The organism is Bisbaumannia salifodinae, from assembly GCF_055388505.1.
On the sequence record NZ_AP043781.1, the window covers coordinates 3,141,373 to 3,167,455 of the forward strand.

The window sequence follows — 26,083 nt, forward strand, 5'->3', positions numbered from 1 at the left end:
TGCCCCCAGCGCCCCTCAGCCATTCCCACAACGATAGCCCCGCCCTTCGTCTAAGCATTGAATTCAGGGTCGAAAGGGGTAGCGCGGTCGGCGCCGGCTCAGGGCGTCGAGCAGGCTAAACACCAGCACCACCGCCAGCAGCAGCACCAGGGCGGTGGCCGCGGCGCCCTGCCAGCGGTAGCCGCCCAGTTGCTGGAAGAGCAGCATCGGCAGGGTCGGCGCCGCCGGGCTGCCGAACAGGGCGATCACGCTGAAGTCGCCCAGCGAGAGGGTCATGGCGTAGGCCAGGGCCAGGGCCGCGGGGCGCCGCAGCCGCGGCCAGACCAGCCAGCGCAGCCGCGCCCGGCCGTGGATGCCGAACTGTTCCGCCAGGCGCTCCTCCGGGGCCGAGAGGCCGGGAATGGCGCCGCGCAGCACCTGCATGGCGAAGGGCAGCGCCATAAAGCCATTGACCAGCACCACCAGCGCATAACCGTGCCAGCCGGCGCCGAGGGAGGGGCGCAGCAGCAGGAAGAGGCCGGTGCCCAGCACCAGGGCCGGGATCACCAGGATCAGCTGGCCGCTGCCCTCCATCACCAGGGCGGCGAGACGCGAGCCGCGCCGCCGGAGCGCCTCGGCCCCGGCCAGCAGCGCCAGGGCCAGCAGCAGGGAGAGCCCCCCTGCGCCCAGCGCCATGGCCAGGCTGCGCAGCGCCGCGGGCCACAGGCTGCCGCGTCCCGGCAGTTCGGGCAGGCCGTAGAAGCCGGCCAGGGTCACCGCCGCGAGCGGCGGCACCAGCAGCAGGGTCAACCCCAGCAACCAGAGCGCATCATGCAGCCGCGACAGCCCCAGGGCATCACGGCGCCACCAGCGCCCGCCGGGCAGGCCGCTGCCGGCGTCGGGCACCAGCCGCGGCGTGCCGCCGCGGGTCAGCGCCACCAGCCACAGGCTCAGGCAGAGGGTCAACTGGGTCAGCGCCAGCAGCGCCGCCAGGGCCAGGTCGTGGTCGAACTTCAGCGCCTGGTAGAGGGCCACCTCCAGGGTCGTGGAACGCGGTCCGCCGCCCAGGGTCATGACGATGGCGAAGCTGGTGAAGCAGAGGGTGAAGACCAGGGCGCCCAGGCGTGGCAGCAGGGCACGCAGCCGGGGCCACTCCAGGGTCCGCCAGATGGCGCCCCGGGAGAGGCCCAACTGGGCGGTGAGCCGCCAGTGGGCCGCTGGCGCCGTCTCCAGGGCCTGCAGCATCAGCCGCGCCGAGAGCGGCAGATTGTAGAAGACATGGGCCAGCACGATGCCCGAAAGACCATAGAGGTAGTCCGCCCGGGTGGCGGTCAGCCACTCCCAGAGCGGCGCCGCCCAGCCCTGGCGGCCATGCACCGCCACCAGGCCGAACAGGGCGATCAGGGTGGGAATCACCAGCGACAGCTCCATGGCCCGCAGCAGCAGGCGCCGCCCGGGGAAGCGCGGCCGCCGGGCCAGGGCCAGGGCCACCGGAATGGCCAGCCCCACGGAAAGCCCGGTGGAGAGGGTCGCCTGCCAGAGGGTGAAGCGCAGGATGCCGGCCAGCCAGGGTTCCCGCCACAGGTCGCCGACCGACAGCGCCGGCGCCTGCCAGAGCAGCGCCGCCAGGCTGGCCAGTCCCAGCCCCGCCACCGCGGCCAGGGCCAGCAAGCCGCCAGCCAGGACTAGAGGCGAGGCCCGCCAGGTGGGCGGCCTAGCGGCTGCTGGCATTAAGCCATTCGCGAATCCAGGCGCGGCGGTTGTCGCGCACCTCCTCCGGGGTGAAGGTGAGGCTCGCCGGCTCGATCAGCCGCTCGAAGACCTCGGGGAGCTCGTCGCCCAGGTCGATGGCCGGATTCATCACGTTGCCGAGGGGGATATGGCGCTGGAAGTCGGGGGTCAGCATAAAGCTCAGGAAGTCCCGGGCCAGCTCGGGTTCGTCGCTGCTCTTCAGCATGGCGGCGGTCTCCACCTGCAGGTAGTGCCCCTCGGCGAACTCGGCGGCCTGGTAGCGGTCGCTCTCCTCCACCGCCATATGGTAGGCGGGCGAAGTGGCGTAGGAGAGCACCATGGGCGCCTCGCCGTTCATGAACAGCGAGAAGTAGGCCTGGCTCCAGCCCGGGGTAACGGTCAATACCCGCTCGTTGAGGCGTTCCCAGGCCTCGGGAGCCGCGTCGCCGTAGACCTGCTTGATCCACAGCAGCAGGCCCTGGCCGGTGGTGCTGGTGCGCGGGTCCTGGATGATCACCCGGACGTCGTCCGGGGCCTCCAGCAGCTCGGCGAAGCTGGCCGGCGGGGTCGCCAGCTGCTCGGTGTCGTAGACGAAGGCGAAATGGCCCCAGTCGAAGGGCAGGAAGGTGTCGTCCCGCCAGTCGATGGGCAGGGCCAGGGCCGCGGTGTCGACGCCATGGGGCGCCAGCAGGTCCAGCGCCCGGGCCTCGGCCATCAGGTTCATGTCGAGGCCCAGCACCAGGTCGGCGGCACTGCCCTCGCCTTCCAGACGCAGGCGCTGGAGGATATCCACCCCGCCGTCGAGGGCGACGAACTCGAGGTCGCAGTCGCCGCAGCGGGCCTCGAAAGCCGCCTCGATGCCCGGCCCCGGGCCCCACTCGGAGACGAAGGAGCCGTAGGTATAAACGGTCAGGGTGCGCTCCTGGGCGGAGACTGCCCCCGACGTCAGGCTTAGCGCCAGGGCACTCAGGGTGGTGATGATAGGTTTCATTGGCAACCTTGTTGAGTCATGTCTGCGCCGCTGCGCGGCGAATCGCTCGCTCCCACGGGGCAGCGACGAGCTCCGCCGACGCCGGGTCAGCCGAAGACCACCTTGGCCACGTCCCGATAGCGCTGGGCGAAGTGCACCCTCATCCCCGCCTTGAGGTAATCGGGCAGCTCGTCATAGTCGCGACGGTTGGGCTCCGGCAGGATCACCTCATGGATCTCGCTGCGCCGGGCGGCGATGATCTTCTCGCGGATGCCGCCCACCGGCAACACCTGGCCGGTCAGGGTCAGCTCCCCGGTCATCGCCAGGGGCCGGTCGATGGCCTGGTGACGGGCCAGCGACAGCAGCGCCGTGGTCATGGTGACCCCCGCCGAGGGACCATCCTTGGGAGTCGCCCCCTCCGGCACATGCAGGTGCACGAAGGCATCGTTGAAGAAGTCCGGGTCGGCACCATACTCCCCCAGGTGCCCCTGCACATAGCTATAGGCGATATTCGCCGATTCCTGCATCACCTCGCCGAGCTTGCCGGTGAGCTTGAAGCCGCGGGCCAGGGCATGCACCTTGCCCGCCTCGATGGGCAGGGTGGCGCCGCCCATGGCGGTCCAGGCGAGCCCGGTGACGACGCCCTCCCCCTTGAGCACCTTCTCGCGACGGAAGATGGGCGCGCCGAGGAACTCCTCCAGGTTGTTCACCGAGACCTTGACGCTCTGCTGGCCGTTCTCCAGCAGCTTGACCGCCGCCTTGCGCACGATGCGGTGCAGCTGCTTCTCCAGTTGGCGCACCCCGGCCTCCCGGGCATAGCCCTCGATCACCTGCTTGAGGGCCGCATCCGTCAAGTTGATGCGTTTCCTGGGGATCTTGTCGCGCTTGAGCAGCTTGGGCCAGAGGTGGTGCTTGGCGATGGCCAGCTTCTCCTCGGCGATATAGCCGGCGAGGCGAATCTGCTCCATGCGATCGAGCAGCGCCGGGGGGATCGAGTCCAGGGTATTGGCGGTGCACACGAAGAGCACCTTGGAGAGGTCCAGGCGCACGTCCAGGTAGTGGTCGAGGAAGTCGACGTTCTGCTCCGGGTCGAGCACCTCGAGCAGCGCCGAGGCGGGATCGCCCTGGAAGGACTGGCCCAGCTTGTCGATCTCGTCGAGCATGATCACCGGGTTCTGGACCTCCACCTCCTTGAGGGCCTGCACCAGCTTGCCGGGCATGGCGCCGATATAGGTACGCCGATGGCCCTTGATCTCCGCCTCGTCGCGCATGCCGCCCACCGAGAAGCGATAGAACTGGCGCCCCAGGGCCTCGGCGATGGAGCGGCCGATGGAGGTCTTGCCGACCCCCGGCGGGCCCACCAGCAGCAGGATGGAGCCGCCCACGTCGCCCTTGAAGGTGCCCTCGGCGAGGAACTCGATGATCCGCTCCTTGACGTCCGCCAGGCCGTCATGGTCGCGGTCGAGCACGACCCGGGCATGGGCCAGGTCCAGGTTGTCGTCGCTGGTGATGCCCCAGGGCATGCTGGTCAGCCAGTCCAGGTAGTTGCGGGTGGTGCCGTACTCCGGTGAGCCGGTCTCCAGCACCGAGAGCTTGTCGAGCTCCTCCTCGATGCGCGTCAGCACCTTGGGCGGCACCGTCATCTCCTCCAGGCGGTCGCGGAAGGTGTCCACGTCGTTCTCGCGGTCATCCTTGGAGATGCCCAGCTCGCGCTGGATCACCTTGAGCTGCTCGCGCAGGAAGAATTCCCGCTGGCGCTCCTGCATCTTGGCGTTGACCTGCTCGCTGATCTCGCTCTGCAGCTGGGCCACCTCGATCTCCTTGTGCAGCAGCGGCAATACCTTCTGCATGCGCGGCAGCACCGCCAGGGTCTCGAGGATCACCTGCAGCTCCGGCCCCTTGGCGGAGGTGATGGCGGCGGCGAAGTCGGCCAGGGGGCCCGGCTCGTGGGGACTGAAGCGGTTGAGGTAGTGCTTGAGCTCCTCGCCGTAGAGGGGGTTGATCGGCAGCAGCTCCTTGATGCCGTTGATCACCGCCATGGCGTAGGCGCGGGCCTCGTCGGCCTCGGCGTCCACCGGCTCCTTGGGATAGCTGACCTCCACCAGGTAGGGAGGCCGGCGGGAGAGCCAGCGCTGGATGCGAAAGCGCTTCAGGCCCTGGGCGATAAACTGGATCTGGTTGTCGCCCTGCTCCACCTTGTGCATGCGCACCGTGGTGCCGATCTCGGGGAAGTGCTCGGGGGTCAGGTCCTCGAGCTCGGTCTCGCCGACGAAGGCCAGCCCCACCGCCTGGTGGGGCGTCTTGCCGACCCGCTCGATGGTCTCCTCCCAGCGCGGGCGATGGATCACCAGGGGCTGCACCTGGGCGGGAAAGAAGGGCCGATTATGGATCGGCAGCAGGTAGATGCGCTCCGGCAGGCTATCGCTGCTGGGTACCATGGCGTGGGACGACTCCTCGCCCGACTCGTCGCCCGCCTCGACCTCGATGCCGGCGTCCTCGACGCCATCGACAATCACGTTATGCCGCTCATCATCATGCTCTCTCATGATCCATCCTGTATCCGGGGTCGATGACCAGTATGGCAACAGGAATGCGGGCGACTGACACAAACTTCAAGCGTGACCAACGACGAGGGGCGCCCGAAGGCGCCCCTGCGACTGGCCGGATGCGGCGCTTACCAGGGGGAGCCCATCAGGGGCTCACCGTTGAGGTAGGGCTCGCCGGCACGCAGCTCGAACTCCAGCTCGCGGCTATCCAGGGACAGCCCCAGCATCATGGCCAGGGTCGGCGGCACCGGCGCGGCGCGCAGGTGGCCATCGAGGCGCCGCTGCAGCTCGGCGGCACCACTCGGACTGGCCAGCTCCTCCAGGCTCAGTTCGGTGATCCCCGCCCCATCGAAGGTCAGCTCCCCTTCGCCCTGGGTGGCCAGGCCCAGCATGCGGCTGTTGAGGTCGAGCTCGGAGAGCACCAGGCGCGGCGACTCGGAGAGCAGCGCCAGCAGGTCCGGGAACCAGAACTCGAAGAGTGCCTCCCACTCGGCCGGCGACAGCTGCTCCAGATCCCCATCCCGCCGCTCCAGTTCGTCGAGCAGGCTCTCGTAGAGACGCCAGGCGGCGTCGGCATCGAGACGCTCCAGGGACAGCGCCAGGCGACCGGAGGCCACCGGCTGATCCTCCATCCGCGCCTCGTCCAGGGAGAGGCCAAGGGAAAGATCGAGGTGCTCGCGGCCGAGGCGCATATCACTGGTATAGCCCAGCCCCTGCAGGTGCAGGGCCTGACCGTGACTCTCCACGAAGCGCAGGCTCTCGAACTGCATGGCGTCCTGCTGGTGGAAGAGGCGCCCCCCCTCGCTATAGCGATAGTGGCTATCCAGGGTCGTGGTGCCGACCGCCAGACGCCCCTCGGTGGCGGTCAGCCACCAGGGAGCGATCTCGGCGTTGAGGATCAGATCCCCCCGCTCGCCGCTCAGGGTGGCCGAGATCCCCTGGAAGTCGAGGCGCCAGTCATCCTCGTCCCACTGGAAACCAGGGAGTTCCAGGTTCGCCTCGAGGGTCTGACTCAGGGTGTTGAAATCGGCCACCCAACGCGGCGTGGGCAAGGCCGGCAATTCACCAAACGCTTCCTGGAGCTCCTCGGCGATGGCCTCATTCAGGGCCAGCTCGGCGTCGCCTTCGACCCGGGTAGTGAGAATCCCGTGGTTGGCCCGATAGGGCACCGTCACCCGCCAGTCGTCGCCGATCAGGGGCTGCAGCAGCAGCTCACCGGAGGAATGGAACCAGCCCCGTTCGCTGCCCAGGCGTTCCGCCCGCACATTGCCCTGGCGCTCCAGGTTGTCGAGACTCGTCGCCAGCTCCCGCTCGAAGATGGCGCTGGATACCGCATGGCCGGCGAGATAACCACCGCCGATGATGACCACGGCCCCCAGGGCCAGCACTCCCTTGCGCATACGTCTCGACTCCTTATGGATTAATGAGGTTCTAGTGCAACCATAACCAGAGATGGATGGTACCCCAGGCATAGAGCCCCGCCATCACATCATCGATCATGATGCCGAAGCCCCCCGCCACCCGGCGGTCGGCCCAACGAATCGGCCAGGGCTTGAAGACATCGAAGATACGGAAAATGATAAACCCCCACAGCGCCGCTTCCCAGGAGAAGGGCACCGCGGTCATGGTGATCCAGTAGCCGACGAACTCGTCCCAGACGATACCGGAGTGATCATGCACCCCCAGGTCGTTGGAGGTCTTCTCGCAGAGCCAGACCCCGATCACGAAGGTCACGGCGGTGATCAGCAGATACCAGGTCAGCGGCAGGTCGGCCATCAGCCAGTAGAAGGGGATCGCCGCCAGGGTGCCGAAGGTGCCGGGGGCCCAGGGCACCGCCCCGCTGCCCAGGCCGAAGGCCAGGAAGTGGGTGGGGCGGCGCCAGACGCTGGCCGGCGCCCGGTTCATTTCCGGCCTCCCGGGAAGTGCTGCCAGCCACCCTTGCCGTCGAGGGCCACGCCGCGCAGGCCGGGGGCCGCCTCGCAGCCCCCGATCACCGTCAGCGGCAGTGCCAGCTCGGCCAGGCGCCGCCGGGCCTCCGCGAGCCGCTCCGGAGGGATCGCCAGCAGCAGCTCATAGTCGTCGCCGCCGCTAAGCGCCGCATCGCGGGCGCCCTGGATACCCAAGGCTTCCACCAGCCCGTCTGCCAGGGGCAAGGCCTCGGGCTCCAGGGTGGCACCGACGCCGGAGGCCTCGAGCAGATGGCCGAGGTCGGCCAGCAGGCCATCGGAGAGATCGATGGCGGCACTGGCCAGGCCACGCAGGGCCAGGCCCACCGCCAGCCGCGGCTGGGGCAGCAGATAGGCGCGCAGCAGCGGATGCGCGAGGTCCCGCTCGCCGGCCTGCCAGGCCTCGAGGCCGCCATGGGCGCCGCCCAGGGTGCCGGTCACGGCCAGGAGATCACCGGGACGGGCACCACTGCGGCGCAGCGCCTCACCGGGAGGCACCTCGCCCTGCACGGTGACGCCGATGGCCAACTGGCCACGGGTCACGTCGCCGCCCACCAGGCTGATCTCGGCGGACTCGCAGAGGGCGTGGAAGCCGGCGGCGAAGTCCGCCAGCCAGGCATCATCGGCCTCGGCCAGGGTCAGCGACATCAGGCACCAGCGCGGCTTGGCGCCCATGGCGGCCAGGTCGCTGAGGCTGACCGCCAGGGCGCGATGACCGATGGCCGCGGGGGGCGCCGCGGCGGGGAAGTGCACCTCGGCGACCGAGGTATCGACGCTGACGGCGAGCTGCTGCCCCGGGGACGGCGCCAGCAGGGTGCAATCGTCGCCCACGCCCAGCACCACCCCGGGGTCCCGGGCGGGACGCCGAAAGTGGCGGGCGATCAGTTCGAATTCGCTGGGCGCGGCGATGGCTGGGTGATATCGCATGGGCGAGGCACCTCAGCGGCGAGCGCGGACCTCGGCCGAGCGCAGCCGCCCGGCGAGCTTGTCGAGGATACCGTTGATGTACTTGTGGCCGTCGGTGGCGCCGAAGGACTTGGCCAGCTCGACGCCCTCGTTGATCACCGCTCGATAGGGCACCTCCAGGCGACGGGAGAGCTCATAGGTCCCCAGGCGCAGGATCGCCAGTTCGATGGGATCCACCTCCTCGATACGCCGATCGAGCAGGGGCGCCAGGCTGGCGTCCAGCTCGTCCTTGAAGCGCACCACGTTGTGCAGCAGCTCGTGGAAGAGCGCCAGGTCGGCGATCTCCATGACCTTGTGCCAGTTCTCGTGGTCTTCCAGGTCGTCGTCGGCGACCTGGCTGCGGAACTCCGCCTCCACGGCAGTGATCGACTTGCCGGTCAGCTGCCACTGATAGATGCCCTGCACCGCCAGCTCGCGGGCGGCGTGGCGGCTCTGCTGGGCCTTGGAGGGCGGACGCTGGCCGCCGCGGGGTGCGCTCATGCCTCACCCCCGAAGCGCTTGAGCAGCGAGACCATCTCCATGGCCGCCATGGCCGCCTCGGCGCCCTTGTTACCGGCCTTGGTGCCGGAGCGCTCGATGGCCTGCTCGATGGAGTTGACGGTGAGCACGCCGTTGGCGACGGGCGTATCGAACTCCAGTTGCAGGTTGCCCAGCGCCGCGTTGCAGCCACCGGCCACGTATTCGAAGTGAGGGGTGCCGCCGCGGATCACCGCGCCGAGGGCGATCACCGCATCGGGGCGCACCACCTGCAGGGCCCGCTTCACCGCCAGCGGCAGCTCCCAGGCGCCCGGCACATGGACGATATCGATATTGTCGGCGTCCACGCCATGCCGAGTCAGGCTGTCCACGGCGCCGTCCACCAGGCTATCCACCACATGGTGGTTGAAACGGCCCACCACGATGACATAGCGGCCATCGACATCGGTGAAACTGCCTTCGACTTGGGAGATCGCTTGCATGCTTGCTTTTCCTGCTTGATCGCTAGGGCGCCGGATGGCGCCTACCGGCGGGCCGGGGCCCGCCACTGTTGATAGTTGACCGGGGCCTCAGGGACCGACCCGCTCCACCACTTCCAGATCGAAGCCCGACAGGGCCGAGAACTTCCACGGCGAGCTGAGCAGACGCATCTGCCCCACGCCCAGGTAACGCAGGATCTGCGAGCCGGTGCCGATGGTCAGGTAGTTGCCGGCCCCGTCGGAGTCGCTGCTGCGCGGCGCCCGCTTGCGCTCCAGCAGGATATCCAGCTGATCCTTGAGGTCCTGGTGGGGACGACCGTCGTCGAGCAGCACGAAGACGCCATTCTCGGCGGCGGCCACCTCGGCCAGGGCGGCACTGGCGGTCCAGCTCTGACTCTCCGGCTTGGCCAGGGTCAGCAGGTCGCGCAGGGTATCGGCCAGATGCACCCGCACCGTGGTGGGCGTGTCCGGATGGGGGTGGCCCTTGACCAGGGCCAGGTGATGGGCGCCCTGGATGCTGTCGCGGAACACATGCAGGCTCAGTTCGCCGAAGGCGGTGGTGACCGGGGTCACCTCCAGGTGTTCCACGGTATGCTCGTTATGGATGCGGTAGTGGATCAGATCGGCGATGGTGCCCATCTTGATGCCATGCTCGGCGGCGAAACGCTCCAGCTCCGGGCGGCGCGCCATGCTGCCGTCCTCGTTCATCACCTCGCAGATCACGCCGGTGGGCTCGAGGCCGGCCATGGCGGCCAGGTCGCAGGCCGCTTCGGTGTGACCGGCACGACGCAGCACGCCGCCGGGCTCGGCCATCAGCGGGAAGATATGCCCCGGCTGGACGATATCCTCGGCCTTGGCATCGCGGGCCGCGGCCACCTGGACGGTGCGCGCCCGATCGGCGGCGGAGATCCCGGTGGTCACGCCCTCGGCGGCCTCGATGGAGAGGGTGAACTTGGTACCGAAGCCGGAACCGTTGTCGCTGACCATCAGCGGCAGCTTGAGCCGCTCGCAGCGCTCCCGGGTCATCGGCAGGCAGATCAGGCCACGGGCGTGCCGCGCCATGAAGTTGATATGCTCGGCCTTCACCTTCTCGGCGGCCATGATGATATCGCCTTCGTTTTCGCGATCCTCATCATCCATCAGGATGACCATCTTGCCCTGGCGAATGTCCTCGACCAGGGCCTCGATGCTGGCCAGCCCGGTAGTGGGCTCGGCGGCCTGAGCGGCGGATTCTGGGGAAGCCGAATCCTGGGAAGAGTGCGCCATGGGATCTCCGAATATCTAGGTATGCCGGGCGTCGCCACCAGGCGACGATCGCGTTGCCAAACACCAACGCCCGCATCGGGTCGGCGCTCAGGGTACCTTGGTCGAACGCCAGGCGCTAGTCCAAGGCCGACCCGTCCGCGACCTAGTCAGCCTGCCGCCAAAGCGCCCTTGGCGCTCAGGGGCTCGCTCGGGTCGAACGCCAGGCGCTAGTCCAAGGCCGACCCGTCCGCGACCTAGTCAGCCTGCCGCCAAAGCGCCCTTGGCGCTCAGGGGCTCGCTCGGGTCGAACGCCAGGCGCTAGTCCAAGGCCGACCGTCGCTAACCTGAGGGCCCCGTGCCAAAGCGCCCTTGGCGCTCACGGGCTCTCCTGGATTGTGGGAGCTGGCTTTAGCCGGCGATTTTCCTATCGCCGAGACGTCGGACCGCTGCTGAAGCAGGCTCCTGCCACCCCGGTGACGGCCCACACCGCGGGAGCTGGCTTTAGCCCCCTACCCAGTGGGAGCTGGCTTTGGCCGCGGCCCTACACTTCAGGAGGCCGCCTTGGGCCGGGCGGTAATTCGCCAATCCTTGCCGATGGCGCGGATATCGAGGATCTCCAGGGGGCGCTGCTGGGCCATGCGCTCCAGGCCCGGCAGCTGGAACAGGGGCCGCGCCTCGCCGCCCAGCAGGGTCGGCGCCATAAAGAGCTGCAACTCATCCACCAGCTCGGCATCGAGCATGGCCCCGGCCAGGGTGGCGCCGGTCTCCAATAGTACCTCGTTGACCTCCTCGGCGGCGGCCAGGTGACGCAGCAGGGCCGCCAGATCGACCCGGCCGCCCTCCCCCGCCGGCAACACCAGCACCTCGGCGCCGACGGCTTCCAGCCGCTCACGCCGCTCGGCATCCTCGCTGCAGGTGGCCACCAGGGTCCGTCCCGGCTCACGCAGGCAGGCCGCCGCCTCGGGCAGACGCAGCCGGGAATCCACCACCACCCGCAATGGCTGGCGCTCGGCAATCGTTTCGGCGTCCTCGAGCCCCAACTGGTCGGCGCGCACCGTCAGCCGGGAGTTATCGAAGATGATCGACTCCACCCCGGTCATCACCGCGCTGGACTGGGCGCGCAGCCGCTGCACCGCGGACCTCGCCTGGGGGCCGGTGATCCATTGGGACTCCCCGGAGCGCATGGCGGTGCGCCCGTCCAGGCTCATGGCCATCTTGAGGCGCACATGGGGCCGCCCCTCGCTCATGCGCAGGATAAACCCCGGATTCAGGGCCCGAGCCTCGGCCTCCAGCACGCCACACGCCACCTCGATGCCCGCCTCGCGCAGGATGGCGAAGCCCTGGCCGGCCACCCGGGGGTTGGGGTCCTGCATGGCGGCCACCACCCGGGCGACCCCCGCATCGACCAGGGCCCGGGCGCAGGGTCCGGTACGCCCCTGATGGGCGCAGGGCTCCAGGGTCACATAGGCGGTGGCACCCCGGGCCGCCTCGCCGGCCTCCCGCAATGCCAGGATCTCGGCATGGGGCTCACCGGCGCGCGCGTGGAACCCCTCCCCCACCCGACGCTGCGCCTTGACCAGCACGCAGCCGACGCGGGGATTGGGGTGGGTGGTGTAGCGGCCGCGACGCGCCAGGGTCAGGGCGCGAGCCATCCACTGCTCGGGGGTCGGCGTCGTCATGAGACTCCTTGGGAAACTCAGTCGTCGTGGGGCGGGAAGTGCGGTTCCTGGGCCAGGCGATCGATCTCGGCGCGGAACTCATCGAGATCCTGGAAGCGGCGGTAGACGGAGGCGAAGCGGATATAGGCCACCTGATCGAGGCGCTTGAGGGCCTGCATCACCTCCTCGCCGATATCCCGGGCCTGGATCTCCCGCTCGCCGCGGGCACGCAGCCGCTGGCGGATACGCTCCACGGCGGCCTCCATGGATTCGGCGCTGACCGGGCGTTTCTCCAGCGCCCGCAGCATGCCGGCACGCAGCTTGGTCTCGTCGAAACTCTCCCGGGAGCCGTCCGTCTTGATCACCCGGGGCATCACCAGCTCGGCGGTCTCGTAGGTGGTGAAGCGCTCGCCACAGGCCGCGCACTGGCGGCGGCGACGCACCTGGTCGCCCTCCACCACCAGGCGGGAGTCGGTGACCTTGGTGTCATGGGCACCGCAGAAGGGACAATGCATGGCTGGGTTCCGGGATTTACTATGGGCTGGGTTGCGTCCTATTGTAGCGATTCGCCGATACCGCGCCCAGCCACCCGCCCCCGGAGTCACCATGTTCCCCCGAGCCCTGCTACTCGGCGCCACCCTGGTCACCACCAGCCTGGCCGCCGGAGCCGATGCCCTGCCCGCCCCCATCGCCGCCCTGGAACGCCAGGGGCTGACCATCCACGGCAGCTTCGACGCGCCCGGCGGCCTCACCGGTTATGCCGGCAGCTACCAGGGGCGGGAGTTCGCCGCCTACCTGCTGGCGGACGGCGAGCATGTGATCGTCGGCACCCTGCAGGACGGCGAGGGCAACGACCTGAATGCCGAGCCCCTGGAGCGACTGGTGCGGGCGCCCCAGGACGCCCAGACCTGGGCGGAGCTCGAGGCCAGCACCTGGATCGCCGACGGCAGCGACGACGCCGAGCGCATCGTCTATACCTTTACCGACACCCGCTGTCCCTACTGCAAGGCCTTCTGGGAGCAGACCCGCCCCTGGATCGAGGCCGGCGAGGTGCAGCTGCGCCATATCATGGTGGGGGTATTGAGCAGCCAGAGCCCGCGGGAGGCGATCGCCCTGCTGGCCAGCGGCGACCCCGGCGCCGCCCTGGCCGACCATCAGGCCGGTGGCGAGATCGCCCCCCTGGAGCGACTGCCCCGGGACCTGGAAGAGGCGCTCTACGAGAATCAGCAACTGATGCATGGCCTGGGCATCATGGCCACCCCCGGCATCCTCTACCGCCAGGGCGAGCTGGTGGAACTGGCCCAGGGCCTGCCGGCCGAGGACGCGCTGGACCGGGTGATGGGCTCACCACGGCCGGAGTAGCTCGGATAAGTTCGACGGGCGCCTCCGGCCACGATCACGGAGGCGTTTTTGGCCTACGCCAGTCGCCGGGCCAGGAACCACCCCGCCAGCATGGCCAGCAGCATGGCCGCCAGGGGCGTGGTCAGGCCGCCGAGGGAGGCGAAGGCGGGCCCCGGGCAGTAGCCGGAGAGCCCCCAGCCGATACCGAACAGCGCCGAGCCGGCGATCAGCCGGGCATCGATGTCCTGGCGGGTGGGCAGCCGGAAGGCATTACCCACCAGCGGTGCCCCGCGACGCCACACCAGCCGGTAGCCGATAAAGGTAGTAAGCACGGCACCGCCCAGCACGAACATCAGGGTCGGATCCCAGGCCCCGGCGATATCCAGGAAGCCCAGCACCCGGGCCGGGTCGGTCATGCCGGAGATGGCCAGGCCCAGGCCGAACAACAGCCCGGCGAGATAGCCCATCAGCGCCTTCATGCGCCACCTCCCACGACATGTCGCACCCCATAGACAGTGACCATGGCCATCACCAGGAAAGTCAGGGTCGCCACCAGCGAACGCGCAGAGAGCCGCGATAGGCCGCAGACCCCATGGCCACTGGTGCAGCCGCTGCCGATCCCGGTCCCCAGCCCCACCAACAGGCCGGCGACGATCATCAGGCCGACGCCCCCGGCAGGGGCACCGATGACCGCGCCCGTGGCATCCACGCCGGCCTCCCCCACCACATTACCCAGGCCACCGCCGAGTGCCATCACCAGCAGCGGGCCGCTGATCAGGCCCAGCAGGAAGGTCAGCCGCCAGGCGCTGTCTCCCTTGGGACGCTCGAAGACCAGGCCGGAGAGAATGCCGCTGATGCCGGCGATTCGCCCCAGGCTGCCCATCAACCAGGTGGCGGAGAGGCCAATCAAGATGCCCCCCACCAGCCCATGCAGGCTTGCGCTCCAATCCACGTTATCGCTCCTCCTTATCGCTTATCGGAAACGGTTGATCGGCACCTTGAGGTAGACCTGCCCATTGTCCTCGGCGGGGGGCAGTTCGCCGGCGCGCATATTGACCTGCACCGAGGGGATGATCAGCCGCGGCATGCCCAGGCTGGCATCGCGCTCGGTACGCAGGCGCACGAACGCCTCCTCGCCGATGCCCTCATGCACATGGACGTTATGGGCGCGTTGCTCGGCCACCGTGGTCTGGTGCTGATAGGTCTCGCGGCCCGGCGCCTTGTAGTCATGGCAAAGGAAGAGGCGGGTCTCGTCGGGCAGCGCCAGGACCTTCTGAATGGAGCGATAGAGGGTACGCGCATCGCCGCCGGGAAAGTCGCAGCGGGCGGTGCCGTAATCGGGCATGAATAGGGTATCGCCGACGAAGGCGGCATCGCCGATCACATAGGTGAGACAGGCCGGGGTATGCCCCGGGGTATGCAGGACCCGCCCCTCGAGATGGCCAATGGCGAAGGTGTCGCCCTCCTCGAAGAGGCGGTCGAACTGGCTCCCGTCGCGGGCGAACTCGCTGCCGGCGTTGAAGGCCTTGCCGAAGATCTCCTGTACCTCGGTAATCCGCGCGCCGATGCCGGTCTGGCCACCCAGGGCCTCCAGCAGATAGGGCGCCGCGGAGAGGTGATCGGCATGCACATGGGTCTCGAGGATCCACTCGACGGTGAGGCCGCGCGCCCGCACGAAGTCGACGATCTCGTTGGCGGAGCGCACCTCGGTGCGACCGGCGGCATAGTCGAAGTCGAGCACCGAGTCGATAATGGCGCAGGCCGGGCCGTCAGGGTCCCGCACCACATAGCTGAAGGTGTTGGTGGGCTCGTCGAAAAACGGCGTCACGACGGGTTGGGGTACGGACATTGCTGTCACCTCCACTCACTGGGTCGCACTTTCGCAATATGGGTGCAGCATACCGACAAAAATATTATAAATTTATAGCATTTTTGAATACCACAAGTCACTCTTCTCAAGATCAGTGATAGCAGAGGACATGGCCACACCGCCGGTATCACCGGCCACTCATACGTAGAAGGCGTCCTCCGCGCCAGGGGATACCTCAAACGCGACGACCGCGGCTGACTACTTCGGCTTGCAGGTACCGATACCGAGCAACCGACAGGCCGGGCAGCGCCAGTCTGACGCACAATACAACGGGCCGGCCCGCGACATGCGGGTCGGCCCGACCAGGTGGAGTCATGGATCGACCGAGAGGTCCGACCTAGAGCAGGCTGTCCTCTATGGTGATCACACCATCGTCGTTACCGTCGATAGAGAAGGCGAAGGTATCGCCAACCGCATCGTCGTCGCCATCCGTCGCCTCGACGGTGACCGTTCCCTCGATATCCGGAATATCGGCGAAGGTGAAGGCGACGATTTCCGGGATACGGAAGCCATTGTCCGTCGCGTCATGGATAAGGATGATCTGATCGACCTCACCTTCCGGCACGAACTCGACCTCCTGGACGGCATTGCCCTTGGGAAGGGTGAAGGTCACTTCACTGAAACTCACGAAGTTGCCATCCTTATAGCCCGCCATCTTGAGGGTGAGATCGGCGCCCGGGGAGCCCGTTCCGCCCTGAACGATAAACCTGACGCCGGCGACCCCTTCCATGAAGTTGAGCGCCAGGCCCTCGCCGAAATCGAACTGGTTGTCGGCCAGTGCGGCGCCCTTGTTGCTGATATTGATGTCGTCGAGCGCGGCGTCTGGATCACCGATCTCCTTATCGCCATCGAGGTAGGTCTGCCGCAGGTTCGCCGTGTCGTTCGGATCGGTGAAGAGGAAGCCATCCAGTGTCACGATCGGATCGGCCGGCGACTCCGGCAGGTCGATCTCCTCCACCGGCCCGCCGGGGGTGGTGGTGTCCTCGATCAACGCCTCCTCGACGAGAGGCCTGTCGATCAGCACCTTCGCCGTGTAGCTACCCGTGCCCGACCCATCGACGGCCACCTCGAAGAAGTCACCGAACTCGCTGCTGTTCAGGGTCAACAGCATGCCATCGGCCGAGATGCTGCCGGTTATCGTGCCCAGGGTCGGATCGAGCTCGGGGGCGACGGTGAAGTCGGTGATTTCGAAGGAGCCCGCCCCGTCGGCGCCATAATCGAGGAACCCCGAGTCGCTGAACGAGGCGTCCGCGATAAACGCCAGTATCGGAGTGTCCTTGATCTCCGGCGAGATGACCGGCCCGTCGTCACGGAAGCCCAGCGCGGTGGAGATATCCACCAGCAGTGAGGCGCTGTCATCATCCGCATCCGTCGCCGTGGCGGTCAGCCCGATCTTGCCCTCGGCCAGCGTGATCAGCTCATCGTGGTCGTTGGGATTCGGATGAACGACCGCCCGGCTCTGGTCGAGGGTGACCATGCCGGCCCCGTCGACGCTGACCCGGAACACCTCGTCGTCGTCGCTGTTCCTGCCGACGATATCCCCGCCCTCCTCGGCGAGCATCACCGCCTGACCGGTCAGCGTATCCACCAGGCCGCTGGCAGCGTCGGTCACCGAGAGCGCATAGCTCAGGCCGCCCCCGGCCGCCGGGCCATCGGCGCCGAAGCTCGGCGCGAAGACCCCGGAAAAGTCCTGGGTGTCGTCGGTAGCAAAGTCGCTTTCGTCCACCTCGAGGTCCGGCAGCGCATCGCCGGCGTCGACTTCCGGGGTATCGTCATCGACGTCGATGGCGATGGAGCCATCGGCAGAATCATTGTCGCCGTCGCTGACCCGGTAACCCACGGTGAACTGCTGATTGTTCTCGTCACCACCCGCGGCGTGCTTGATCGCCGCGTCCTGGGTGACGGTGTAATTGCCATCGGCATCGACGGTCAGGGTCAGCACCACGCCGACGCCGTCCTGGGAAATCTCCAGGTCGGTGCCGTTCAGCGCATAGCTGAAGCCCGCCGGGGCGCCACTGGTCAGCCACGCGAAGCCGCCGGGGCCATCCGCACCGAAGTCATGTCCGAGGGTGCCCGAGACATTCTCGGCATCCGTGTCGTCCCCTACCCCGCCGGGATTGCCGCCAGCCAGGGCGTCGTCATCGAGCTTCACGGTCGGATTGGCGGCCACCGCCGGCGCATCGTCGTCGAACTCCAGGGTGATGGCATCCGCATCACTTTGCGTATTGATATCGGCAAGCGCCACGCCGCCGATATTGAACCTGGCATTTCCCTCCCCGCCATTCTCCACCTTGAAGCGGTTATGCTCGCCGTCGGTCTCGAAGGTGATGACGTCGTTGTTGGTGATGCCCGTGACCTCCACGGTACCACTGGCATCGGTGGTAAAGGCCACCGCCACGTCGTTGACATAGACGGCGGTAATCGTGATGACGGCGTCGTCGGCAATGCCCGGAATAAAGCCGGTGCCCTCCTCCTGCTCGGTCATAAGCGCGGTGAGATGCACCGTCGCGGTGGTATTGCCCGGACCCACCTTGACGATGGTCACCGAACCTTCCGTAGCCGACTGCAACGAGCCGAACTGGATATTTTCCGTGTTGCTGGCCTCGGGCCCGGAGAGGTCAGGGACCAGGAAGTCCGGGTCCATCATGTTGACATAGGTAACGACCAACCCCTCGCCGGCATTGATGTTGTTGCTGTTGGCGGCGAGCGAGGTGGGCTCGTTATTGGACTGGCTGCTGTTTACGGTCTCGCCTTCGCTGCGGCCGGTGACCACGATCGCCACCCCACCTTCCTGACCAAACGCCATAAAGTCGTTGTTCCCCGAAGGCGCGCCATCGAAACTGAAATCGATCGTATCCTCCACGGTGACATTGACGAAGAGGCCCTCCAGCGCCACGGTATCATCCGGGTCCGTGTCGTCGAGGTGCTGCTTCGGCAGGTAGTCCAGGAGATAGACGTCGGAGGAGGTGCCATCCGCGCTCGGCACGATCACCGCGATAAAGGCGACATTGCCTGACTCCGTCCTCCCGATCAGTATATTGTCGTCGCTCGGATCGGTATTGAGCGTTACCGTTTCGTAGATACCGGTGACGGGATCGAGCGCCATCAGGTTGCTGACGAGGTCGACGATGGGTGCGCCATCCGCGTCCGCCGCCCAGCCGATGGTCGTGAGTCCGTCCGGGGTGCTGATCATCCCCGCCTTGAAGGCGAGGTTCGCGGGCATGCCGAATAGGTTGTAGAGGTCGGAAAACAGCGTCTCCCCGTCGGCGACGGGGATATCATCATCCTGCTCGCTGGGGCTCTCGTCGACCTTGATGGAACTCGTGACTTCCAGGATATCTTCTGACATGGTTTCTCTCCCACAGCCACTCAGGTTAGCGATAATGATCTGACTCATCTCCTGGCCCGGAGTCTTTCCGACGGCACCACCAACCCATGCATTACGGCCTCGACGTCCTCCCTGGCGGTCCGGCCCGGAGTATCGATAATCGACTTGACGAGATCGTTCGATAAAGGAGTCGATCACACATATAAAACTTAGCCAGACCACCGCTATTTACTTATCAATTACACAATAAAATAGAACCAATTATCTGCTGTAGGAAACACGAGAAACGCCCATAAAACAACATGCCCATATATTGGACAAGCTCGTACTCAAGGCATGAGTTTTCTCATACTTCGAAACGCGGGTCCGCCGAGTGCGCTCGTTAACGTGCGTTTGAGGTCCATAGATGAGTCCCGAAAGTTATCGCTTCCCTGGACGACGATCAGGTCGGGAAGGCCTGGCCTGGCATACAACGCAACGGGCCGACCCGCGCGATGCAGGTCGGCCTGAGACAGTCAATGAGGCGGACCCACCGGATGGGCAGGCCCGCGACTTGGCTTAGAGCAAGGAGTCGGAGTCCACGGAGGACGTGTTCATCTCCATCGCGGCGCCCTCGTCGAAGTCCACGGAGAACATATCCATTGCGGTGTCTTGGTCGCCGTCCTCGAGCGTTGCGGTGAAGTTCAACTCGAGGGAGTCCGGATCGAACTGCTCCGAGGTGGTGAACTCAATCACCGGGATCTTGATGGTCCCACTGCCCATGAACAGTTGCACCGCGTCGATGTCGTTGGGGCCTTCGGGATCACCGATCGTGAAGCTGACCTGACCGCCCGCTTCCGCCGAGAGGTGACCCTCCGTGACCAACGTTTCCGCGCCCACCGTTCCATCCGCGTAGTAGACTCGGTAGTAGAGCTCTTCGGGAGGATTGTCATAACCACCCACCGAGTTGTCGATGAAGACCTTGACGCTGCTCACGTTGAAGCCGGTCGGGTCGATAACGAAGCTCTCATCGACCTTGCCACCATTCGTCACATTTCCGTCGATGCCCGAGTCCGCGTTGCCGTCGAAGTTGTTGTTGCCGTTCCCAATACCGGCGGTGCTGACGTTCATCTCGTCATCGCTCAGGTAGGTGGCTCCCGCTTCGATTTCGGTCTCCGATTTGTTGAGGAAGGCCGAGATATCGCTCGGATCGGTCGTGGGATCCACCGCGGAGAACACGACCTGGCTGGAATCCACCAAGGTCAGCGTCCGCACCGGGTCCGGTCCACCGGCATCCAGCGAGCCATCCGCCGTCGACAGCTCGACGCTTTGTCCCGGCGGGGTATCGAGGGTGACCATATAAGTGTCACTCTCGAGATCGACATCCAGGGTGAACTCGACCGTTTCGGACTCGCCGTCGCCGTTGAAGTCATCGGTAATGGTCCCCGTCCAGGTCGTATCGGTGACCGACTCCATAAAGGTCACGTTGGCATCCGGATCCGAAGTCTGGATCAGACCGTTGTCGTCGATCTCATAGGAATCGAAGGTGATCGCCAGATCGGCGAACCCGTCGGCCCCGGGGCCATCGACGAAGGTGCCGGTAGCCTTGGCCGGATCCGACTCCGACTCCGAATAGACGCCGGAGGCATCACCGACGGCAATTGTCGGCCCATCGTCGGTGAAGGAGAGGTTGGCGGAGATATCGATAAAGTCCGAGGCGGTATCGGCCGCGGTCTCGTCGTCGCTGATGGTGCCCACGAGCCGGATGGCGTCGGCCACGCCGAGCCCGGTGGTGTCGCCGTCATAGGGCGACGCCGTGTCGGCGGTGGCGTGCTCGACGGCGCGCAGCTGTTCCAGCGTCACCGCGCCGGTCGCACCGTCCACCGACACCGTGAAGACGAGCTCGTTGGTCGCCGTGGTGCGGCCCTCGATCACGCCGCCGTTCAGGCTCACGTCCACCGTCTCGCCGGTGGCGGTATCGACCAGGCTGGTCGCCGTGTTGGCGCCCACCGCCAGGCTGTAGACGATATCGTCCGTACCGTTGGCGTCATCGGCCCCGGTCGAGGCGGCCACCGAGAACAGGCTGCCCAGGCCTTCGGTGTCGGTGTCCGTACCGGTCCCGTCGCCTTCGTTGCCGCCGGCAAGGTCACCGTCATCGGTCTGCAGCACGCCGCCCTCGTTCGTCAGCTCGATGGTCGGCCCATCGTCGGTGAAGGAGAGGTTGGCGGAGATGTCGATAAAGTCCGAGGCGGTATCGGCCGCGGTCTCATCGTCGCTGATGGTGCCCACGAGCCGGATGGCGTCGGCCACGCCGAGCCCGGTGGTGTCGCCGTCATAGGGCGACGCCGTGTCGGCGGTGGCGTGCTCGACGGCGCGCAGCTGTTCCAGCGTCACCGCGCCGGTCGCACCGTCCACCGACACCGTGAAGACGAGCTCGTTGGTCGCCGTGGTGCGGCCCTCGATCACGCCGCCGTTCAGGCTCACGTCCACCGTCTCGCCGGTGGCGGTATCGACCAGGCTGGTCGCCGTGTTGGCGCCCACCGCCAGGCTGTAGACGATATCGTCCGTACCGTTGGCGTCATCGGCCCCGGTCGAGGCGGCCACCGAGAACAGGCTGCCCAGGCCTTCGGTATCGGTCGTGGTGCCGCCGGCATTGCCGCCCGCGAGCGCCCCGTCATCGGTCTGCAGCGCCCCGCCCTCGTTGGTCAGCTCGATGGTCGGCCCGTCGTCGGTGAAGGAGAGGTTGGCGGAGATGTCGATAAAGTCCGAGGCGGTATCGGCCGCGCTCTCATCGTCGCTGATGGTGCCCACGAGCCGGATGGCGTCGGCCACGCCGAGCCCGGTGGTGTCGCCGTCATAGGGCGACGCCGTGTCGGCGGTGGCGTGCTCGACGGCGCGCAGCTGTTCCAGCGTCACCGCGCCGGTCGCACCGTCCACCGACACCGTGAAGACGAGCTCGTTGGTCGCCGTGGTGCGGCCCTCGATCACGCCGCCGTTCAGGCTCACGTCCACCGTCTCGCCGGTGGCGGTATCGACCAGGCTGGTCGCCGTGTTGGCGCCCACCGCCAGGCTGTAGACGATATCGTCCGTACCGTTGGCGTCGTCGGCCCCGGTCGAGGACGTCACCGAGAACAGGCTGCCCAGGCCTTCGGTATCGGTCGTGGTGCCGCCGGCATTGCCGCCCGCGAGCGCCCCGTCATCGGTCTGCAGCGCCCCGCCCTCGTTGGTCAGGGCGATGGTCGGCCCGTCGTCGGTGAAGGAGAGGTTGCCCGAGATATCGATAAAGTCCGAGGCGGTATCGGCCGCGGTCTCATCGTCGCTGATGGTGCCCACGAGCCGGATGGCATCGGCCACGCCGAGCCCGGTGGTGTCGCCGTCATAGGGCGACGCCGTGTCGGCGGTGGCGTGCTCGACGGCGCGCAGCTGTTCCAGCGTCACCGCGCCGGTCGCACCGTCCACCGACACCGTGAAGACGAGCTCGTTGGTCGCCGTGGTGCGGCCCTCGATCACGCCGCCGTTCAGGCTCACGTCCACCGTCTCGCCGGTGGCGGTATCGACCAGGCTGGTCGCCGTGTTGGCGCCCACCGCCAGGCTGTAGACGATATCGTCCGTACCGTTGGCGTCATCGGCCCCGGTCGAGGCGGCCACCGAGAACAGGCTGCCCAGGCCTTCGGTATCGGTCGTGGTGCCGCCGGCATTGCCGCCCGCGAGCGCCCCGTCATCGGTCTGCAGCGCCCCGCCCTCGTTGGTCAGGGCGATGGTCGGCCCGTCGTCGGTGAAGGAGAGGTTGGCGGAGATGTCGATAAAGTCCGAGGCGCTGTCGGCCGCGCTCTCATCGTCGCTGATGGTGCCCACGAGCCGGATGGCGTCGGCCACGCCGAGCCCGGTGGTGTCGCCGTCATAGGGCGACGCCGTGTCGGCGGTGGCGTGCTCGACGGCGCGCAGCTGTTCCAGCGTCACCGCGCCGGTCGCACCGTCCACCGACACCGTGAAGACGAGCTCGTTGGTCGCCGTGGTGCGGCCCTCGATCACGCCGCCGTTCAGGCTCACGTCCACCGTCTCGCCGGTGGCGGTATCGACCAGGCTGGTCGCCGTGTTGGCGCCCACCGCCAGGCTGTAGACGATATCGTCCGTACCGTTGGCGTCGTCGGCCCCGGTCGAGGACGTCACCGAGAACAGGCTGCCCAGGCCTTCGGTATCGGTCGTGGTGCCGCCGGCATTGCCGCCCGCGAGCGCCCCGTCATCGGTCTGCAGCGCCCCGCCCTCGTTGGTCAGGGCGATGGTCGGCCCGTCGTCGGTGAAGGAGAGGTTGCCCGAGATATCGATAAAGTCCGAGGCGGTATCGGCCGCGGTCTCATCGTCGCTGATGGTGCCCACGAGCCGGATGGCGTCGGCCACGCCGAGCCCGGTGGTGTCGCCGTCATAGGGCGACGCCGTGTCGGCGGTGGCGTGCTCGACGGCGCGCAGCTGTTCCAGCGTCACCGCGCCGGTCGCACCGTCCACCGACACCGTGAAGACGAGCTCGTTGGTCGCCGTGGTGCGGCCCTCGATCACGCCGCCGTTCAGGCTCACGTCCACCGTCTCGCCGGTGGCGGTATCGACCAGGCTGGTCGCCGTGTTGGCGCCCACCGCCAGGCTGTAGACGATATCGTCCGTACCGTTGGCGTCATCGGCCCCGGTCGAGGCGGCCACCGAGAACAGGCTGCCCAGGCCTTCGGTATCGGTCGTGGTGCCGCCGGCATTGCCGCCCGCGAGCGCCCCGTCATCGGTCTGCAGCGCCCCGCCCTCGTTGGTCAGGGCGATGGTCGGCCCGTCGTCGGTGAAGGAGAGGTTGGCGGAGATGTCGATAAAGTCCGAGGCGGTATCGGCCGCGGTCTCGTCGTCGCTGATGGTGCCCACGAGCCGGATGGCGTCGGCCACGCCGAGCCCGGTGGTGTCGCCGTCATAGGGCGACGCCGTGTCGGCGGTGGCGTGCTCGACGGCGCGCAGCTGTTCCAGCGTCACCGCGCCGGTCGCACCGTCCACCGACACCGTGAAGACGAGCTCGTTGGTCGCCGTGGTGCGGCCCTCGATCACGCCGCCGTTCAGGCTCACGTCCACCGTCTCGCCGGTGGCGGTATCGACCAGGCTGGTCGCCGTGTTGGCGCCCACCGCCAGGCTGTAGACGATATCGTCCGTACCGTTGGCGTCGTCGGCCCCGGTCGAGGACGTCACCGAGAACAGGCTGCCCAGGCCTTCGGTATCGGTCGTGGTGCCGCCGGCATTGCCGCCCGCGAGCGCCCCGTCATCGGTCTGCAGCGCCCCGCCCTCGTTGGTCAGGGCGATGGTCGGCCCGTCGTCGGTGAAGGAGAGGTTGCCCGAGATATCGATAAAGTCCGAGGCGCTGTCGGCCGCGGTCTCATCGTCGCTGATGGTGCCCACGAGCCGGATGGCGTCGGCCACGCCGAGCCCGGTGGTGTCGCCGTCATAGGGCGACGCCGTGTCGGCGGTGGCGTGCTCGACGGCGCGCAGCTGTTCCAGCGTCACCGCGCCGGTCGCACCGTCCACCGACACCGTGAAGACGAGCTCGTTGGTCGCCGTGGTGCGGCCCTCGATCACGCCGCCGTTCAGGCTCACGTCCACCGTCTCGCCGGTGGCGGTATCGACCAGGCTGGTCGCCGTGTTGGCGCCCACCGCCAGGCTGTAGACGATATCGTCCGTACCGTTGGCGTCATCGGCCCCGGTCGAGGCGGCCACCGAGAACAGGCTGCCCAGGCCTTCGGTATCGGTCGTGGTGCCGCCGGCATTGCCGCCCGCGAGCGCCCCGTCATCGGTCTGCAGCGCCCCGCCCTCGTTGGTCAGGGCGATGGTCGGCCCGTCGTCGGTGAAGGAGAGGTTGGCGGAGATGTCGATAAAGTCCGAGGCGCTGTCGGCCGCGCTCTCATCGTCGCTGATGGTGCCCACGAGCCGGATGGCGTCGGCCACGCCGAGCCCGGTGGTGTCGCCGTCATAGGGCGACGCCGTGTCGGCGGTGGCGTGCTCGACGGCGCGCAGCTGTTCCAGCGTCACCGCGCCGGTCGCACCGTCCACCGACACCGTGAAGACGAGCTCGTTGGTCGCCGTGGTGCGGCCCTCGATCACGCCGCCGTTCAGGCTCACGTCCACCGTCTCGCCGGTGGCGGTATCGACCAGGCTGGTCGCCGTGTTGGCGCCCACCGCCAGGCTGTAGACGATATCGTCCGTACCGTTGGCGTCGTCGGCCCCGGTCGAGGCGGCCACCGAGAACAGGCTGCCCAGGCCTTCGGTATCGGTCGTGGTGCCGCCGGCATTGCCGCCCGCGAGCGCCCCGTCATCGGTCTGCAGCGCCCCGCCCTCGTTGGTCAGCGCGATGGTCGGCCCATCGTCATCGAATGCCAGGGTAATGGCATCCGCGTCGCTTAGCGTATTGATATCGGTAAGTGCCACGCCACCGATATTGAACCTGGCATTTCCCTCCCCACCGTTCTCCACCTTGAAGCGGTTATGCTCGCCGTCGGTCTCGAAGGTGATGACGTCGTTGTTGGTAATTCCCGTGACCTCCACGGTACCACTGGCATCGGTGGTAAAGGCCACCGCCACGTCGTTGACATAGACGGCGGTAATCGTGATGACGGCGTCGTCGGCAATGCCCGGAATAAAGCCGGTGCCCTCCTCCTGCTCGGTCATAAGCGCGGTGAGATGCACCGTCGCGGTGGTATTGCCCGGACCCACCTTGACGATGGTCACCGAGCCTTCCGTGGCGGATTGCAACGATTCGAACTGGATATTTTCTGTGTTGCTGGCCTCGGGCCCGGAGAGGTCAGGGACCAGGAAGTCCGGGTCCATCATGTTGACATAGGTGACGACCAACCCCTCGCCGGCATTGATGTTGTTGCTGTTGGCGGCAAGCGAGGTGGGCTCGTTATTGGACTGGCTGCTGTTCACGGTCTCGCCTTCGCTGCGGCCGGTGACCACGATCGCCACCCCACCTTCCTGACCAAACGCCATAAAGTCGTTGTTCCCCGAAGGCGCGCCATCGAAACTGAAATCGATCGTATCCTCCACGGTGACATTGACGAAGAGGCCCTCCAGCGCCACGGTATCATCCGGGTCCGTGTCGTCGAGGTGCTGCTTGGGCAGGTAGTCGAGGAGATAGACGTCGGAGGAGGTGCCATCCGCGCTCGGCACGATCACCGCGATAAAGGCGACATTGCCTGACTCCGTCCTCCCGATCAGTATATTGTCGTCGCTCGGATCGGTATTGAGCGTTACCGTTTCGTAGATACCGGTGACGGGATCGAGCGCCATCAGGTTGCTGACGAGGTCGACGATGGGTGCGCCATCCGCGTCCGCCGCCCAGCCGATGGTCGTGAGTCCGTCCGGGGTGCTGATCATCCCCGCCTTGAAGGCGAGGTTCGCGGGCATGCCGAATAGGTTGTAGAGGTCGGAAAACAGCGTCTCCCCGTCGGCGACGGGGATATCATCATCCTGCTCGCTGGGGCTCTCGTCGACCTTGATGGAACTCGTGACTTCCAGGATATCTTCTGACATGGTTTCTCTCCCACAGCCAC

The 26,083-nt window shown here is 67.2% G+C and carries 17 protein-coding genes; 1 reads left to right on the top strand and 16 read right to left on the bottom strand.

What is annotated here, in order from left to right:
• Nucleotides 1–63: 63 nt before the first annotated feature.
• The 11 genes from thiP to nrdR all read right to left on the bottom strand — a co-directional run bounded on the left by thiP (nt 64) and on the right by nrdR (nt 12,512).
• Complete coding sequence (gene thiP / locus ACZ5EF_RS14750) at nt 64–1,650, bottom strand: thiamine/thiamine pyrophosphate ABC transporter permease (protein WP_464122231.1); 1,587 nt, start codon at nt 1,648–1,650, stop codon at nt 64–66.
• A 43-nt stretch (nt 1,651–1,693) separates the two neighbouring features.
• Nucleotides 1,694–2,701 carry a thiamine ABC transporter substrate binding subunit gene (gene thiB, locus ACZ5EF_RS14755; RefSeq protein ID WP_346061158.1) on the bottom strand — a complete coding sequence of 336 codons (1,008 nt, stop codon included), beginning with the start codon at nt 2,699–2,701 and terminating at the stop codon, nt 1,694–1,696.
• 86 nt (nt 2,702–2,787) lie between these two features.
• Nucleotides 2,788–5,226 (bottom strand): endopeptidase La, encoded by a 2,439-nt coding sequence (gene lon, locus ACZ5EF_RS14760; RefSeq protein ID WP_346061157.1) that lies wholly within the window; start codon nt 5,224–5,226, stop codon nt 2,788–2,790.
• A gap of 128 nt (nt 5,227–5,354) precedes the next feature.
• Entirely contained in the window at nt 5,355–6,626 is a 1,272-nt protein-coding gene (locus ACZ5EF_RS14765) for a DUF945 family protein (protein ID WP_346061156.1), read from the bottom strand.
• 31 nt (nt 6,627–6,657) lie between these two features.
• Entirely contained in the window at nt 6,658–7,131 is a 474-nt protein-coding gene (locus tag ACZ5EF_RS14770) for a phosphatidylglycerophosphatase A family protein (protein WP_346061155.1), read from the bottom strand.
• Nucleotides 7,128–8,099: a thiamine-phosphate kinase gene (thiL, locus tag ACZ5EF_RS14775; protein ID WP_346061154.1), complete on the bottom strand. Its 972-nt coding sequence runs from the start codon at nt 8,097–8,099 to the stop codon at nt 7,128–7,130. The genes ACZ5EF_RS14770 and thiL overlap by 4 nt, the downstream gene beginning before the upstream one ends.
• Before the next feature lie 12 nt (nt 8,100–8,111).
• Nucleotides 8,112–8,618, bottom strand: a complete 507-nt coding sequence (gene nusB, locus ACZ5EF_RS14780) for a transcription antitermination factor NusB (RefSeq protein WP_346061153.1) — start codon at nt 8,616–8,618, stop codon at nt 8,112–8,114.
• Nucleotides 8,615–9,097 (bottom strand): 6,7-dimethyl-8-ribityllumazine synthase, encoded by a 483-nt coding sequence (gene ribH / locus ACZ5EF_RS14785; RefSeq protein ID WP_146804564.1) that lies wholly within the window; start codon nt 9,095–9,097, stop codon nt 8,615–8,617. Before ribH ends, nusB begins: the two co-directional genes overlap by 4 nt.
• A gap of 87 nt (nt 9,098–9,184) precedes the next feature.
• Entirely contained in the window at nt 9,185–10,360 is a 1,176-nt protein-coding gene (gene ribBA, locus ACZ5EF_RS14790) for a bifunctional 3,4-dihydroxy-2-butanone-4-phosphate synthase/GTP cyclohydrolase II (RefSeq protein ID WP_346061152.1), read from the bottom strand.
• 527 nt (nt 10,361–10,887) lie between these two features.
• A complete protein-coding gene (ribD, locus tag ACZ5EF_RS14795) occupies nt 10,888–12,018 on the bottom strand; it encodes a bifunctional diaminohydroxyphosphoribosylaminopyrimidine deaminase/5-amino-6-(5-phosphoribosylamino)uracil reductase RibD (RefSeq protein ID WP_346061151.1) in 1,131 nt (376 codons plus the stop codon).
• Nucleotides 12,019–12,035: 17 nt separating this feature from the next.
• Complete coding sequence (nrdR, locus tag ACZ5EF_RS14800; RefSeq protein WP_346061150.1) at nt 12,036–12,512, bottom strand: transcriptional regulator NrdR; 477 nt, start codon at nt 12,510–12,512, stop codon at nt 12,036–12,038.
• 91 nt (nt 12,513–12,603) lie between these two features.
• Here nrdR and dsbG point away from each other — a divergent pair, with 91 nt between their 5' ends.
• Complete coding sequence (gene dsbG, locus ACZ5EF_RS14805; protein ID WP_346061149.1) at nt 12,604–13,359, top strand: thiol:disulfide interchange protein DsbG; 756 nt, start codon at nt 12,604–12,606, stop codon at nt 13,357–13,359.
• Between the two features lie 53 nt (nt 13,360–13,412).
• Here the strand turns inward: dsbG and ACZ5EF_RS14810 are convergent, their stop codons facing one another.
• From ACZ5EF_RS14810 to ACZ5EF_RS14830, 5 genes are all read right to left on the bottom strand, one after another.
• On the bottom strand, nt 13,413–13,817 hold the full coding sequence (locus tag ACZ5EF_RS14810; protein WP_346061148.1) for a DUF6691 family protein: 405 nt from the start codon (nt 13,815–13,817) through the stop codon (nt 13,413–13,415).
• A complete protein-coding gene (locus tag ACZ5EF_RS14815; protein WP_346061147.1) occupies nt 13,814–14,290 on the bottom strand; it encodes a YeeE/YedE family protein in 477 nt (158 codons plus the stop codon). Before ACZ5EF_RS14815 ends, ACZ5EF_RS14810 begins: the two co-directional genes overlap by 4 nt.
• Before the next feature lie 21 nt (nt 14,291–14,311).
• The gene (locus ACZ5EF_RS14820) at nt 14,312–15,187 is read right to left on the bottom strand and encodes an MBL fold metallo-hydrolase (protein WP_346061146.1); all 876 of its coding nucleotides are present in this window, start codon (nt 15,185–15,187) and stop codon (nt 14,312–14,314) included.
• 358 nt (nt 15,188–15,545) lie between these two features.
• Nucleotides 15,546–18,557 carry a DUF5801 repeats-in-toxin domain-containing protein gene (locus ACZ5EF_RS14825; RefSeq protein ID WP_464122236.1) on the bottom strand — a complete coding sequence of 1,004 codons (3,012 nt, stop codon included), beginning with the start codon at nt 18,555–18,557 and terminating at the stop codon, nt 15,546–15,548.
• Nucleotides 18,558–19,094: 537 nt separating this feature from the next.
• The gene (locus tag ACZ5EF_RS14830; RefSeq protein WP_464122238.1) at nt 19,095–26,063 is read right to left on the bottom strand and encodes a beta strand repeat-containing protein; all 6,969 of its coding nucleotides are present in this window, start codon (nt 26,061–26,063) and stop codon (nt 19,095–19,097) included.
• Nucleotides 26,064–26,083: the final 20 nt, after the last annotated feature.

Bases quoted from the DNA above. Each gene is read 5' to 3' on its own strand.
- ACZ5EF_RS14830 (WP_464122238.1), bottom strand. From the start codon at position 26,063: ATGTCAGAAGATATCCTGGAAGTCACGAGTTCCATCAAGGTCGACGAG.
- thiL (WP_346061154.1), bottom strand. From the start codon at position 8,099: ATGCGATATCACCCAGCCATCGCCGCGCCCAGCGAATTCGAACTGATC.
- thiB (WP_346061158.1), bottom strand. From the start codon at position 2,701: ATGAAACCTATCATCACCACCCTGAGTGCCCTGGCGCTAAGCCTGACG.
- dsbG (WP_346061149.1), top strand. From the start codon at position 12,604: ATGTTCCCCCGAGCCCTGCTACTCGGCGCCACCCTGGTCACCACCAGC.
- ribD (WP_346061151.1), bottom strand. From the start codon at position 12,018: ATGACGACGCCGACCCCCGAGCAGTGGATGGCTCGCGCCCTGACCCTG.
- ACZ5EF_RS14825 (WP_464122236.1), bottom strand. From the start codon at position 18,557: ATGTCAGAAGATATCCTGGAAGTCACGAGTTCCATCAAGGTCGACGAG.
- ribH (WP_146804564.1), bottom strand. From the start codon at position 9,097: ATGCAAGCGATCTCCCAAGTCGAAGGCAGTTTCACCGATGTCGATGGC.
- ACZ5EF_RS14765 (WP_346061156.1), bottom strand. From the start codon at position 6,626: ATGCGCAAGGGAGTGCTGGCCCTGGGGGCCGTGGTCATCATCGGCGGT.
- ACZ5EF_RS14810 (WP_346061148.1), bottom strand. From the start codon at position 13,817: ATGAAGGCGCTGATGGGCTATCTCGCCGGGCTGTTGTTCGGCCTGGGC.
- ACZ5EF_RS14820 (WP_346061146.1), bottom strand. From the start codon at position 15,187: ATGTCCGTACCCCAACCCGTCGTGACGCCGTTTTTCGACGAGCCCACC.
- ribBA (WP_346061152.1), bottom strand. From the start codon at position 10,360: ATGGCGCACTCTTCCCAGGATTCGGCTTCCCCAGAATCCGCCGCTCAG.
- nrdR (WP_346061150.1), bottom strand. From the start codon at position 12,512: ATGCATTGTCCCTTCTGCGGTGCCCATGACACCAAGGTCACCGACTCC.
- lon (WP_346061157.1), bottom strand. From the start codon at position 5,226: ATGAGAGAGCATGATGATGAGCGGCATAACGTGATTGTCGATGGCGTC.
- ACZ5EF_RS14770 (WP_346061155.1), bottom strand. From the start codon at position 7,131: ATGAACCGGGCGCCGGCCAGCGTCTGGCGCCGCCCCACCCACTTCCTG.
- nusB (WP_346061153.1), bottom strand. From the start codon at position 8,618: ATGAGCGCACCCCGCGGCGGCCAGCGTCCGCCCTCCAAGGCCCAGCAG.